Consider the following 12,565-nt stretch of genomic DNA (forward strand, 5'->3'; position numbering starts at 1 on the left):
GCCAGCCCGTCATGTTCGGCGCCGCGCCGGCGGCGGGGTATCGGCCGACGCCATCGCGCCGACAGCCCCATCGCCGCCGCCGGCGGGCTGGAGGTCAACCGCGCCGACCGCCGCGCAACCTTCCAGTGCCACGGCGGTCGCGACGATGTGGGGCGAGCCTGCATCGGCCAGCTCAGATGGCCAACTACGCTCTCCGCTCCAAACCGCATACGGCTACCACTGCAGCGTGTCCGGCCATCCGCACTGGTTTACCGTCGCGTTCTTCCACCACCCCCGACGAACTGCGCGAGGAATGTGCGGACGCGGCCTGGACCTGGCCGAGATGGTGGATGTGGAAGGACTTGCCGGACGGTTCCTACCTGATCGCCGTCGCCGACGAACCCGGCGGCGATGAGGTTGACCCGCACCGGCGCGAGCTCCAGCGCGAGCGCGGCCGTGGACGCAGGCAGCGCGGCGGTCGCGGCGGAGACGATCCCGAGCCTGTGGCCCACACGGCGGCAGCCGGTGCCGCTCATGGGCCGCAGCGTCCCCTCCGGCCGCATGCGCGGACCGGCGTGGCGGGCGACCTCCAGCGCCACCACCATGTGCCCGCTGATCGCCTCGCGCCCCTGGTCGGCGTCCATCTCCAGCGGCGGCCTGTAGTGCGGGCGGCCGACCGTGACCATCACATGGCCGACCTGCGCCAAGCCGGAGAAGCACCTCTCCAGCGCGGCCATGTCCTCGGCGTCGAACGCCTCCATGTGTCGCGCCGACCTCCAACGTCGCCTGCTTGAGCCGGTCGGGGTCACGGCCGGTGATGACGACCTCGCCACCTTCAACACCGCCTCGCTGCGCGGATCGGACGTCGGTGCCGCTTGCCGCCCTCAGTGTGATCCCGCCGGCGACGGCCGACACCCGGCCTGCTAGGCGAGATCGTGTATCAGGCCCGGGGCGGCGATGTGGACCGGCCCGTCGAAGTGCAGCTTTGCCTCGGCCCTGCGGGTCTCGTGCCCGGTGGCGTTGTCGTCGGGCAGGTGGGTGAGCATGAGCTGGGCGGCTCCCGCCGCCTGTGCGGCGCGTGCGGCGTCGGCGGCGCTGAGATGGCCGTGCCGGGAGATGTCGGTACGATCCAGCGTGGCCTCGGCCAGCAGCAGATCGGCGTCCGCGGCCAAGGCGTGCAAGGCATCGGTCACCCCGGTGTCACCGGTGTACGCCAAAATCCCGGCGGGCCCCCGGATGCGGGAGCCGCAGTTGGGCAGCGCGTGACGCAGGGCATGCAGGCCGACGTGGCAGTCACCGATCTCCAGCACCTCGCCGGGGCGATATTCTCGCACGTCGAGGGCGAGTTCGAAGACGCGGTCCAGGATGGGGGCGGTCGACAGCGGGAACAGGGCCGCCATCGCGCGCAGCAGATCCCGGCCGCCGACGGGCACGTACAGCGGGATCGCCGGGCGCAACGCGCCGACGTCATGTACGGCGAAGGGGTCGGTGAGCTGGTCGGACAGGATTCTGCGGCCCAGCGGCAGCAGGTCGTAGCAGTGGTCGATGTGCAGGTGGCTGATCACGACACCGCTCAAGCTTTCCGGCCGGACGACACCGCCGAGGGCGGTGGCGACGCCTGGCCCGCAGTCCAGCAGCAGCCGGGTCGCTCCGGTGGTGACCAGGTAGCCGGAGCTGGCCACCCCACCCGAGGGCATTCCCGCCCGGCATCCGAGCACGGTCAGCCGCATCGTCGCACCCACATACCTTGATCGTGGCGCGGACGCGGATCGCGACCGCCAACCGCGCCTGACGAACCCGCGAACCCTCGGCGAACACACAGGTCACGAGTCTCGCCGCAGGGAAGCCGCGGATCGGAGAAGTACGCGACTCGCGTCTCGGTTTCCCCGCGACCGTGTCGGCAGGATGCTGAGCTGGACGGAGCCGTGCCGTCACTCGTATTCGAACACCCTGTGTGTCAGCATTGTCACCCTGGACCTCTCGGCGCTCAGAGGAGTGTGGCGATGAGTTCTGCCAGGGGCGGCGACGGTGCGAGCCTTCCCATCGTGAAGGGGCTCCCCACGCTGGAAAGCGTGGATACCGAAGAACTCGCCGTCTGCGAGGCCTATCCGTATGTGGTGATGGCCGGCCCGGTGTTCGGCTACGCGATGCAGGTCGACAAGCTGGCGTGGCGGCTGCTTTCCAACGGCATGCCCAGCCATACGCCGCAAGAGGAACGTGACAGTCTCCGGGCGCACCTGTACGGCCGCGGTACGGCGGAACCGGATCCCGACACCAGTAAGGAGTACATCGCGACGGCGTTGAAGCTTGACTGGGAGCGTCACGACGAGCTCACGGTCGCCGACCGGCGGTTCCGGATCGTACGCGGTGATCAGTTCGTCTGCGTCGGCCCAGAAGGCCCCAAACCTCCCCGCCCTGCCGACCCCGACCCGGCGGGCGAGCACTGGCGCCATCCCTCGGACGACAAGGGGCGTCTCATCCACGCCACGGTGCCCAGCGGTCGGCTGGCCATCCTGCTCGGCCAGGGGTGTATCCCCTTGGTGCCCTCGGCGGGAACAGTGCCCACCGACATCTATCGCGACGCGCGACGCGCCGCCAAGACGTACGCGAATTTCATGCTGCTGGCGGCAACCTTCACGGCCGCTGAGCAAATCGGCGCGGGCTGGGAGCAGTGCATCGGAGTCTGCCGTACGCCGCGGTGGGCCCGGGAGACGCTCGCCTCTCATCTTCGCGGCCGCGACGGCACAGCGGACGGGTGCGAGCGGGCGACCGAGGCGCTGGAACGCAACCGTCGCGACGAGGTCGTCGTCCGAGACCGCCGGTTCCGTATCGCCCGTGTCGAAACAGTCCTGTACTTCGCGGCTGACGGCCCGGAGCCGCCCCGCCCATCCGACCACGACCCCTATCCGCCTCCGGACCTGCAGATGCAGCAACTTCGCGAGGCCGACGGACTCGTCGGAGAACCCGACGACCAGGGCTGACACCCTGTAGGACTCTGCTGGTTGGCTCGTTTCAGGCGGTCAGGGCTGGTTCGAGTCATGCCAGGCGGTTGGTGCGTTTGCGTTCCAGTGGATGGCCGTTCCACCAAGCGTCCAGCCGGATCAGGTTGACGGCCCATGATTTTCCATCGGCCGGTCGAGCGTCCGTTCGAGCTTCGCCTCAAGCGAGCTCCATCGAAGGAGCGACGGCTGTCGCGTCGTGGTAGTGGCGCAGCAAGTCGCCGCAGACGCTCGGCCAGTCCCGATCACCTACCGTCGCTCTGGCCCCTCCGGTCATGTGGGCGCGCAGGTCCACGTCATCGGTGAGCGTACGGACGGCGGCACGCAGAGCGGGCGCGTCGCCGCATGGGTAGAGCAGGCCGTTGACGCCGGGCCGTACGAGGTCGAGCGGCCCGCCGGCGGCCGGGGCGACGACGGGTACGCCGCTGGCCAGCGCCTCCTGCACGGCCTGGCAGAAGGTCTCGTCGCCGCCGGTGTGCGCGAACACGTCGAACGATGCCAGGATGCGAGCCAGGTCCGGCCCGGTACGCAGGCCGAAGAACTCCGCCTCGGGCAGCAGTCGCCGCAGCCGCTTCTCCACCGGTCCCGCTCCCACGACGGCCAGGCGTACTCCTGGCAAATCGGTGAGCGCGCTCAGCAGGTGGGGCTGCTTCTCGGCGGCCAGGCGGCCGACGTAACCGACGATCGTCTCGCCGCGCGGGGCGAGACGGCGGTGCAGACTCTGGCTGCGCTGGCGAGGGTGGAAGAGGTCCAGGTCAACGCCGCGTCCCCACAGGGCCAGGCGCGGGACGCCGCGGCGGGCCAGCTCGCGCAGCGTCGCTGTAGAGGGGGCGAGGGTACGGTCGGCGCGGCGGTGCAGGCGGCGCAGCCACCACCAGATGAGCGGATCGGTGCCGCGCAGGCCGTACCGACAGGCGAAACCCGCCGAATCGGTCTGGAACACCGCGATCGCCGGCACGCCGATCCTGCGCGCGGCGGCCAGCCCGGCTGCGCCGAGGACGACGGGCGAGGCCAGGTGGACGACGTCGGGCCGGAAGTCCGCCAGCAGTTCGTCGAGCCGCCCGCCGGGCAAGCCGACCGTGACCGACCGGTAGAACGGCAGGCTGACGCCGCGCACCCCGTGGACAGGAAAGCCCGCGTACGCCTCGGGGGCGGGCGCGGGGGCGATCACCATCGCGTCGTGCGCGGTCGCGGCCAGGTGGTCCAGGATTCGGCAGACCGAGTTGGTGACCCCGTTGACCTGGGGCAGGAACGATTCGGTGACGATCGCGATCCTCATGTCTTCCACATCTCTCGCGCGGCGAGCACGGCGAAGGCGGGGAAGAAGTCCCAGCAGCGCCGCGCCACCCAAGCGGTTCCCGCGGTGGCCATCCAGAACGCGCTCGTCCAGAAGGTCGGGTCCGCGCCGGTCGGCTCAGGGTCGGGCAGGTGCACGGGCAGGCCGCGTTCGCCCAGCTCGGCGGCGAACAGCCGGGCCAGGCGGCGGTGCCCGCGCTCGCTGGGATGCAGCCGGTCGACGCTCCACATCCGCGGCTCGTACAGGACGGGGTTGCGGGCCAGGTCGAGGTGTACGGTCTCGTACCGGCCTGCCAGGTCCGCCACGATCGCGTTCACTTCGCCGATCCGGCGGGCCAGCGGGCGGCGCAGTACAGCGGGGATGCGCAGCATCAGGCCCGGGTCGGGCAGGGTCGCGGTCAGTACGGTGATCCGGGCCGCGTGCAACCGGTCGAGCAGATGTTCCAGGACGGTGGAGATCTGGTGAGGGTCGAAGTCGGCGCGCAGGGTGTCGTTCACGCCGACCAGCACGGTGACCATGGACGGGCCTAGCTCCAGGGCGCGCGGGAGCTGGTCGCGTGCCACGTCGGCGACCCTGGCGCCGCAGGTGGCGAGGTTGGTCAGCTCGGCCGACTCCAGCGACTCGGCGAGCAGACCGGTCCAGCCGCGTCCGCGTACCGAGTCGCCGAGACCCACCGTGACCGAGTCGCCCAGGCAGACCAGCTTGATCATCGCAGCGCTCCCGTCAGGCCGTGGGCGTGCAGGAATCCCTGGACAGCGGCGGGCCAGCCGTGGCATTCGGCCTGGGCGCGGGCCGCCGCGCGAAGCGAAGGCTCGGCCAGCAGCAGTTCGACCGCGTCCGCGTACGCCGCCGGGTCGTCGTCCACCGCCAGCCCGGCCGGCCCGATCACCTCGGGCAGGGCGCTGTGCCGGCTGGCCACCACCGGGGTGCCGCTGGCCAGGGCCTCCAGCGCGGCCAGCCCGAAGGTCTCCACCGGTCCCGGCGCCAGCGCCACATCCGCGGTTGCCAGCAGCGCGGCCAGTCTGTCCCGGTCTGTGACGTGCCCGAGAAAGCGCACCGCCAGGTGGGCGGCCTGGCGCTCAAGCTTGGGCCGCAACGGCCCATCCCCCGCCACCACCAGCTCCACCGGTAGCCCACGACGGTGCAGCTCGGCCAAGGCGCGGATCGAGCGGTCCGGCCGCTTCTCCGGCGACAGACGGCCGCAGTGCACCAGCAGCACCCGGCCCGGGGCGCGCAGCCGCCGATCGGCGCGTTCCGGGCCGAACGCCTCAAGGTCCACGCCGAGCGGCACTCGGATCAGGTTCGCCGTGCCGAGCCGGGCGAACTCGGCCGCCGCCCAGCCGGTCGTGCACACCACCGTGTCGAACCGGCTCGCGCTCGCCCGGTTGAGCCGGTCGGCCAGCGCGGCGGGGCCACCGTACAGCCGCAGCAGCCCGGACAGGCTCTCGTGCGAGACCATCATTGACCGTACGCCGCGTGACCTGGCCCAGGCGCCGGTCCAGCGCAGCGTCGTACGGCCGGACACCTCCAGCCGGTCCGGCTCCAGCTCCTCCAGCAACCGGCGCAGCCGACGGCGGTCGGTGAGGACCCGGTACCCGCCGAGGCCCGGCACCTTGGGGCCGGGCATAGTGATGATCCGCCCGGCTTCGGTTCGTTCGTCGTGTTCGGCCGGACCAGGGATGATCAGTACGGGCTCGTGACCGGCCGCCGCATAGCCGGTGCCGAGTTCGCGCAGGGCGGTACGCAGACCGCCGGACGTGGGAGTGACAAAGTTCGCGAGACGGACGATACGCACACTGGGATGGTTGCCGGGCAGGTGGGCCTGACGGCCAATTCACCATGAACCCGCTGGTAAATCTGCTGCCGGCGCGTTCTCCCAGCGTTCAGCTTGCGGGTGCGGCCGTCAGCGCAGCGGGCGGGGCAGGCGGATGGTGACGATGCGGCTGGCGACGCCGCTGTCCACCAGTCGGCCGTCCGCGCCGAACTCACCCAGCCCGAAGTCGTTGTCGTTGGCCACCACCAGCGTGCGGGGGTCGAGCAGGGCGATGCCCTCGACCTTGCCGGGCAGGGTGGGGACGATCTCGGACAGGTCCGCGACCAGCGACTTGGCGGGCACCTTGGCGGCCGCCGGGTCGGTCTGCGCCTCCAGGGACGGGGTGGTGGACGGCGAGTCGTACGGGCCGGACAGCAGGTTGGTGGCCTTGGCCAGGTCGATCTCGTAGATCCGCGCCACATTGTCGGTACGCTCGTCCACCAGCAACCGGCGTCCGCCCACGTGCGCCAAGCCCGAGATCTTCATCTCGCTCTGGTCGCCGTTCACCTTCGGGTCGAAGGTGGCGACGTCCTCGAAGCGGTAGGCGTACTCCCCCGTCGCCCTCCCGGCGCGGACGCTGAAGGTGAGGATGCGACCGATACGAGAGGATTTGGCGGTCTTCTTGTCCGGGTTGGCCAGCGGACTCTGGACGGCCAGATAGAGGGTGTCGCCGTCGATGGCCAGCCCCTCGAAGCCGCGATTCTGCTGGCGGGAGGCGAGGATGGCTGGGAGCGTCTCCTTGACCGGGTAGTCGGCGCCAATGAGGTTCAAGCCCTTGGGGACGTACCGGGCCAGGACCCGGCCTTGCGAGGAGACGTGCAGCAGTGACGGCCCGTACTCCTCCACCAGCCAGAAGTCGCCGCGCGAGGTGCGCACGATGTCCTCGGTGTCCACCCCGCTCGGGTTGTACGGCAGCGCTTCCTGCCCGTTCCAGGTGTAGGGGGCCTCATCGTGGCCGGTCTGGTTGCTGAGCCCGGAGATCGGCTTGCCGGAGACGCCGACCAGCGGCACGTATTTCTTGATCTCGACCCCGAACCGGGTGGTCACCCGCACGATCGCCGGGGCGAACTCCGGGATCGGGAACGTGCGGCGCTTGTCCCCGTCCACCGCGACCTGCCCGTTGGGGCCCCGGTCGGTGACCATCCAGTAGTCACCGCGCCGGTCGGCCGGGAACAGGCCGCTGCCGACCCCGCCCAGCTTGACTTCACGATCGTCGGCGATGGACCGTTGCAGGTCACCCAGCGGTACGGGCGGAATGTGGACGTCATTGATCACCACGGGCGGCCGCGTCGGCGGGGCCGAGGCGGTGCCGGGAACGGTGATCATGGCGAGCGCCAGGCCCGCACTCACGAGACGAAACATGCCATGAACCCTATTGTCGGCAAACGACCACCCTCTGAAGCGCCGGTGAACGCTCAGCGCGTACGGAAGCGATCCAACGGCCCCTTCGCCGGACGTCGGATTCTCCAAGTGCACGGGTTGCGATCGCGGTGGGCGGTGAGCGACCCTGGCCTGGTGCGGGAACCGTACGAGACCCAAGCCGAGATCGTGGAATAAGGGCCGCCCGAGTCCCGCCGGATGCCGCGAATCGTGCTGGCGCTGTCCATTCTCCTAGCGCTTGTGCTGGTGTGGGCGCTGGTCCGGCCCGGATCCGATGACAAACGTCCCAGCCCGCCCGTGACCGCCGCTCCCATCCGGGACGCGGCGCGCCTGGCTCCGAACGCCGTCTATCCGACGGGTTCGGGGCGGTTGCGGGTCACGTTCCCTGATGGGTCGCAGGCGGAGGTCACGTACCCGCCGGATCTGAACCTGGCGGCGCTGGGGTGCGGCCGTACGTCAGCGGTACGGTCAGCGGTCCGTCGAGCCTGCGCTCCCTCACCGCCCCGCTGTACGGCGAAGCCGAGACCGCCGCCGGCCGCCCGATGATCCGCCGGCTGACGGCGAACGTCACCCTGTGGCCCGGCTCCCTGGGAGTGGAGCCCGCCGGGCCGGTGCTGCTCTTCGCGTTCGGTGACTGGCGGCTGGCGTTGCAGGACGAGCCGGACGGGGTGACGTACGAGCAGCGGCTGGCCTGGGCCGAGCAGCTGACCGGCACGCTCACCGTCGACGGCTTCCTTGTCCTGTTCGCGGGCGGCTCCGTCCGGCTCTCGCCACCGGGCGCCGTCCGCGACGGCGTGCTCGTCGGACCACAGCTGTGGTTCGGCGGGCTGAGCAGGCGCATGCTGGTCCTGGCGCCAGTGCCCGACTGCGGGCGCCCTGGCCGGGCCGTTCTGGACGCGCGCCACCCGATCGGTGCGAGCACCTGTCGCGACGGCTACTACCTGGCCGTCTCAGGTGATCGCGAGTTCTTACGGCAAGTGATCGAGGAGGTCCGACCAGCCTGGCCTTGACGTACCAGTGCCGGGCCCACGCGCGCCTAAGACGGACGCCCGTGCCTACCCCGCTACAGTCGTGATCATCCGTTGGTGGCCGATCAGTTGCGCCGCGCACACATGGAAAGGACAACGGATACATGCCCACATGGTTGATCACTGGTTGCTCGTCAGGACTCGGTCGTCACCTGGCCCACGCGGTGCTCGAGCAAGGCTGGAACGCCGTCGTGACCGCACGCGATGCGGGAACGCTCCAGGACGTCGCGGCGGCGTACCCGAGGACCGCGCTGCCCCTCGACCTCGACGTGTCGGTTCAGGAGCAGATAGATGCGGCGATGAGCCAGGCCGAGGCTCGGTTCGGCGGAGTTGACGTGCTCGTCAACAACGCCGGGCACGGCTATCGCGCCGCGGTCGAAGAAGGCGAGCAGGACGATGTCACGGAGCTGTTCGCCACCAACTTCTTCGGGCCGGTGGCGCTGACGAAGGCGGTGCTTCCTGGCATGCGAGCCCGGCGGCACGGCGCGATCGTCAACGTCTCCTCGATCGCCGGCCGCTACTCGGCGCCCGGTTCGGGATATTACGCGGCCACCAAGTTCGCCTTGGAAGGTCTGTCAGATGCGCTCCGCAAGGAAGTCGGGCCGCTGGGGATCAGGGTCGTCGTCGTTGAGCCCGGCGCCTTCCGTACTGACTTCGCAGGCCGCTCCTTGCGGCAGCCTCCTACGGCCATCGCGGACTATGCCGAGACCGCGGGACTCAGGCGAAAGGAGAACGACACCAGCCACGGACGCCAGCCGGGCGATCCCGCACGAGCGGCGCGGACGATCGTGGAGGTGGTCACAGGCCCGGAGGCGCCGTTCCGGCTCCTGCTGGGAAGCGATGCGATCACCGGCGTCGAAGCCGAGCTCGATACCCAACGCGAGGAAATCCGCGCCTGGGAGGAGATCAGCCGGAGCACCGACTTTTCTGGGTGAGACAATGGGCAGCGGAACCTACCGGAGCCCTCGACACCGCATTCCGGCACAGGCTGACCTCGCGAGGTTGGCTTAGCAGTCCAGGATCAGGACCGCTCCGCACCCGCCAAGACCTCAATCCCACCCTCACGGTCGCCGAATGGAGTTTCTGCTGCGCAAGCGGAAGATCGATGCCGCCACCCGGCGCTCCTACGAGGTGCACATCTGCTTGTACTCCGCCCCCTATCTCGGCTGCGGGTGTCCGCTTTGCGGTCTTCGCCGTCGAGGTAGATGGCGGCCACGTCGGGCACGTCGGCGTTGGTGAGAACGAGGTAGTCGGCCAGGTTGGCGTTGACGATGCGACCGTCGCGGGGTCGGTGATGGTGTGCTCGAGCGGGGCCATGCCGATGCCGCCGCCCAGGCCGCCGATGGCCTGGGTCTCGGCGAGCCTGGGGTTGATGATACGGCCCGCGTCGTAGACGCCGAGGACTGCCGGCTGTGCTTGCCGGTGGGCGTGACGGTGAGGCCGATGGACATGCCGGCCATGAGGGTCTCGTCGTAGCGCAGCCATTGCTCCACTTTGTCCTGGAGCCCGGCTTTGCTTTAGCCGTGGGCGCCCTGTCGGCAGATCGTCTGCGGGATGGTGCCGACGAAGTGGTCACCGAGACGGGGCGCCGGGTCGACGGCGATCGTGGGCAGGGCGTCACGGGCGCGTTCCAAGTATCGGTTGCCCTCCTGGGCAGATCTTCGGTTCGCCAGCGAGCGGTTGCAGTACGAGCCCGAGCAGTAGGCCCCCACCGGGGCGGACCGATCGGGCGCCACCCGCTCGGCCACTTCGGCCGACACCTGACTGGGCATGTTGCGCGCGCCAGGAAGGTGCCTCGGCGGCGGAGGCCTCGACCGGCAGGGCCTCCGCCGACTGCACGCGCTCGCTCTCCAGCAGCGCGAGCAGAGCCTCACGCGTGATGCGCTCCATCACCAGCCTCCTCTCCAAGCCGCGGGCCGCGACCGATACCCGTCGCGGCTCACGCGGGCTCCACCGCGTCGGCGCGCTCGCTCAGCGCATCCAGCACCTCAACGTGCTCGGCCGGGACGGCCACCTCTAGCACCAGGCTGCCGTCGGCGATGGTCAGGGTGAAGATGAAGAAGGAGCAGCAGCCGTTCTCCCGGGCCGCCAGCTCGGCGGCCTGGGCGGCGTGCTCTGGGCTGCAGACTAGCTCCAGCCGCAGTCGCGTCGGCTCGGGCCGCACAACCGCTTGCACCGCGTCGGCGAACAAGGCGTCGAACTCGGCCACCCGCAGCGGCTGCTCGGTGGTGGGCAAAGTGCACGCTGAGGGAACCCATCCCAGGTCAAGGGCGACGTTCTGTGTCATACCCCGACGGGTAAACCTGTACCTAGGTACCGGATGCAAGCCCCCGGCAGCGGTTCGTACGCCTCGGCATCAGGAGCGTCACTGGCGTCCCCCAGCCGGTCATCGTTCGTAATGTGCCGTGATGCGGGGGGACGTGACATGGCGGGGCGCCGACCCGGCCAGAGGGGTTGAGCCCTTTAAGCGGGTTCAGCGACGTTGCGCGCGCGTCCATGGCCGCGCGCGCGTTCAGGAGGGTGGCACGCAGAGCCGTCAAGCTGTCGTCGCAGCGTCGGCGGGTATCGCCCAGTCGCCTCACGGTTTCATGTGCCTCGCTGAGCCGCGCGGTGGACACCTGCCGGTGGCCGGCGGCATGTTCGCCCAGGGCTCGGGACTGGACGATCAGGGCTTGAGAACGGACGATCAGCGCTCGGGACCGGGTGATGGTCGCGGCCGACGACTGATCGACTGGCTTGCGGCGCGGCCGGGCCTCTCGCGGGTGCCTGGCGGCGGTATGGACGCTGCGCAGCCCGCGTAAGCGCGGCAGGTGCCGGGGCATCGGAACGGGTGGGCCGTCGATCTGGCAGGTCTCGACGTCGGTGGCCGCCAGGGCCTCGGCCATGCTGGTGTACGCTGCGATGGCGGGCAGGGTGTCGTGCCTGGCCATCAGGTCGAGCAGCCGCTGCAACGGCGGCCGGGCCTCGGCGACGGCCAGGTGGCCGCCCTTGGCCTGCAGAGCCCGGTGCGTGAGGACAAGCTGGTGGAGCCCATTCACGTCACAAAACCACAGATCCCCGGCGGCCACGACCACATAGGTGACCGGGGACCGCGGAATCGGATCAAGAAAATCGGCCAGGACCGGCCTGGTGGTCAGGTCGAGCTCTCCCGTCAGTGCGAGCACCAAGGTGGTCTCACCAACCGGAACCAGCCGTACCGAAAACTGCATCATGCTGGGGCACCCCCGCTCCTCAAGCCACCATTCTTGGTAGAGAGCTTGGTTCCATCCTCCTCCATTCCCTGGCACGAAGGCAGCGGCCTGTTAAGAACACTCTGGCGGAGCCGCACGCTCTCACCTAGTGGTGTGCTGTTCGCGACGGCGCATGTTGTCCACAGTCATGGACACGATGCGGTCGGCACGCACCAGACCCACTGCCGCGGTGCACAGCCACACGCGCTGCAGCGCCGTCGCGTCAGGCGTCATGATCGTCCCGCCCGGTGTGGGGCGGCGCCCCTGCCAAGGGTGACCGCGGTCACCCTTGGCAGTCGCCTGCTCAACCGCATCCAGCGCGGCGGCCAGGCGCTCACGCTCTCCCGGCTCCAAGGCCGCCTCGCCGAGCTGGTAGGTGAGCAGGTCCAGGCGCCAGCAGGGCCCGGCCCAGGTGGGGAGTGATGACTCACTGGCGTTCTGGTGTCGCCACCGACTGATCTGGCTCGCGGGTCGCGGTCGTTGCTCTCGCGTCGGCGCATGATCAGCCAGAGGATCCAGCCGGTGCCGATGACGAAGCCGAAGCTGATGATCCGGTACAGCACGACGGCGGCGATCGCGGTGGCGGTGTCGGCGCCGCCGGCCAGCAGGCCGAGGATGAGGGCGCTGTCGATGACGCCCAGCCCTGCCGGGATGAGCGTGATGCTGGAGGCGGCCATGCCGGCGCAGAAGGCCAGCAGCAACTCGGCGGCGCCGACGCGGCCGCCGACGGCCAGTACGCAGGCGGCCAGGCAGGCCACGTCCAGCAGCCAGTTCAACAGCGCGTAGGTGGCGGCCGCGGCGGCGTGTGCGGGGGTGAGCCGGGCGGCGCGCAACTGCTC

14 protein-coding genes are annotated in these 12,565 nt (G+C 70.2%); 3 read left to right on the forward strand and 11 right to left on the reverse strand.

Features of this window, described 5'->3' with window-relative positions:
* Window positions 1–248: 248 nt before the first annotated feature.
* Window positions 249–740 carry an SDR family oxidoreductase gene (locus ACFPZ3_RS29435; protein ID WP_379517509.1) on the reverse strand — a complete coding sequence of 164 codons (492 nt, stop codon included), beginning with the start codon at window positions 738–740 and terminating at the stop codon, window positions 249–251.
* Between the two features lie 162 nt (window positions 741–902).
* Entirely contained in the window at window positions 903–1,721 is an 819-nt protein-coding gene (locus ACFPZ3_RS29440) for an MBL fold metallo-hydrolase (RefSeq protein WP_379517510.1), read from the reverse strand.
* Window positions 1,722–2,024: 303 nt separating this feature from the next.
* Between ACFPZ3_RS29440 and ACFPZ3_RS29445 the strand changes: the two genes are divergently transcribed.
* Window positions 2,025–2,960 (forward strand): DUF5954 family protein, encoded by a 936-nt coding sequence (locus tag ACFPZ3_RS29445; RefSeq protein WP_379517511.1) that lies wholly within the window; start codon window positions 2,025–2,027, stop codon window positions 2,958–2,960.
* A 178-nt stretch (window positions 2,961–3,138) separates the two neighbouring features.
* Here the strand turns inward: ACFPZ3_RS29445 and ACFPZ3_RS29450 are convergent, their stop codons facing one another.
* From ACFPZ3_RS29450 to ACFPZ3_RS29465, 4 genes are all read right to left on the reverse strand, one after another.
* A complete protein-coding gene (locus tag ACFPZ3_RS29450) occupies window positions 3,139–4,257 on the reverse strand; it encodes a glycosyltransferase family 4 protein (RefSeq protein ID WP_379517512.1) in 1,119 nt (372 codons plus the stop codon).
* The gene (locus ACFPZ3_RS29455) at window positions 4,254–4,985 is read right to left on the reverse strand and encodes an SGNH/GDSL hydrolase family protein (protein ID WP_379517513.1); all 732 of its coding nucleotides are present in this window, start codon (window positions 4,983–4,985) and stop codon (window positions 4,254–4,256) included. Before ACFPZ3_RS29455 ends, ACFPZ3_RS29450 begins: the two co-directional genes overlap by 4 nt.
* Window positions 4,982–6,070 carry a glycosyltransferase gene (locus tag ACFPZ3_RS29460; RefSeq protein ID WP_379517514.1) on the reverse strand — a complete coding sequence of 363 codons (1,089 nt, stop codon included), beginning with the start codon at window positions 6,068–6,070 and terminating at the stop codon, window positions 4,982–4,984. Before ACFPZ3_RS29460 ends, ACFPZ3_RS29455 begins: the two co-directional genes overlap by 4 nt.
* Before the next feature lie 108 nt (window positions 6,071–6,178).
* Window positions 6,179–7,450, reverse strand: a complete 1,272-nt coding sequence (locus ACFPZ3_RS29465) for an esterase-like activity of phytase family protein (protein WP_379517515.1) — start codon at window positions 7,448–7,450, stop codon at window positions 6,179–6,181.
* A gap of 461 nt (window positions 7,451–7,911) precedes the next feature.
* Here ACFPZ3_RS29465 and ACFPZ3_RS29470 point away from each other — a divergent pair, with 461 nt between their 5' ends.
* Both ACFPZ3_RS29470 and ACFPZ3_RS29475 read left to right on the forward strand, forming a co-directional pair.
* Complete coding sequence (locus ACFPZ3_RS29470; protein WP_379517516.1) at window positions 7,912–8,478, forward strand: hypothetical protein; 567 nt, start codon at window positions 7,912–7,914, stop codon at window positions 8,476–8,478.
* Window positions 8,479–8,600: 122 nt separating this feature from the next.
* Complete coding sequence (locus tag ACFPZ3_RS29475) at window positions 8,601–9,431, forward strand: oxidoreductase (RefSeq protein WP_379517517.1); 831 nt, start codon at window positions 8,601–8,603, stop codon at window positions 9,429–9,431.
* Here the strand turns inward: ACFPZ3_RS29475 and ACFPZ3_RS29480 are convergent.
* The 5 genes from ACFPZ3_RS29480 to ACFPZ3_RS29500 all read right to left on the reverse strand — a co-directional run.
* Window positions 9,403–9,981, reverse strand: coding sequence for a molybdopterin cofactor-binding domain-containing protein (locus ACFPZ3_RS29480; protein ID WP_379517518.1), 579 nt, complete (start codon window positions 9,979–9,981; stop codon window positions 9,403–9,405). The two genes, ACFPZ3_RS29475 and ACFPZ3_RS29480, sit on opposite strands and share 29 nt — an antisense overlap.
* 32 nt (window positions 9,982–10,013) lie before the next feature.
* A complete protein-coding gene (locus ACFPZ3_RS29485) occupies window positions 10,014–10,268 on the reverse strand; it encodes a hypothetical protein (RefSeq protein ID WP_379517519.1) in 255 nt (84 codons plus the stop codon).
* 167 nt (window positions 10,269–10,435) lie between these two features.
* Window positions 10,436–10,783, reverse strand: a complete 348-nt coding sequence (locus tag ACFPZ3_RS29490) for a hypothetical protein (RefSeq protein ID WP_379517520.1) — start codon at window positions 10,781–10,783, stop codon at window positions 10,436–10,438.
* Window positions 10,784–10,805: 22 nt separating this feature from the next.
* Window positions 10,806–11,708: an STAS domain-containing protein gene (locus ACFPZ3_RS29495; protein ID WP_379517521.1), complete on the reverse strand. Its 903-nt coding sequence runs from the start codon at window positions 11,706–11,708 to the stop codon at window positions 10,806–10,808.
* A 248-nt stretch (window positions 11,709–11,956) separates the two neighbouring features.
* The coding region (locus tag ACFPZ3_RS29500; protein WP_379517522.1) for a lysylphosphatidylglycerol synthase transmembrane domain-containing protein at window positions 11,957–12,565 on the reverse strand (609 nt) is incomplete at its 5' end.

This window comes from Nonomuraea insulae, from assembly GCF_042656245.1.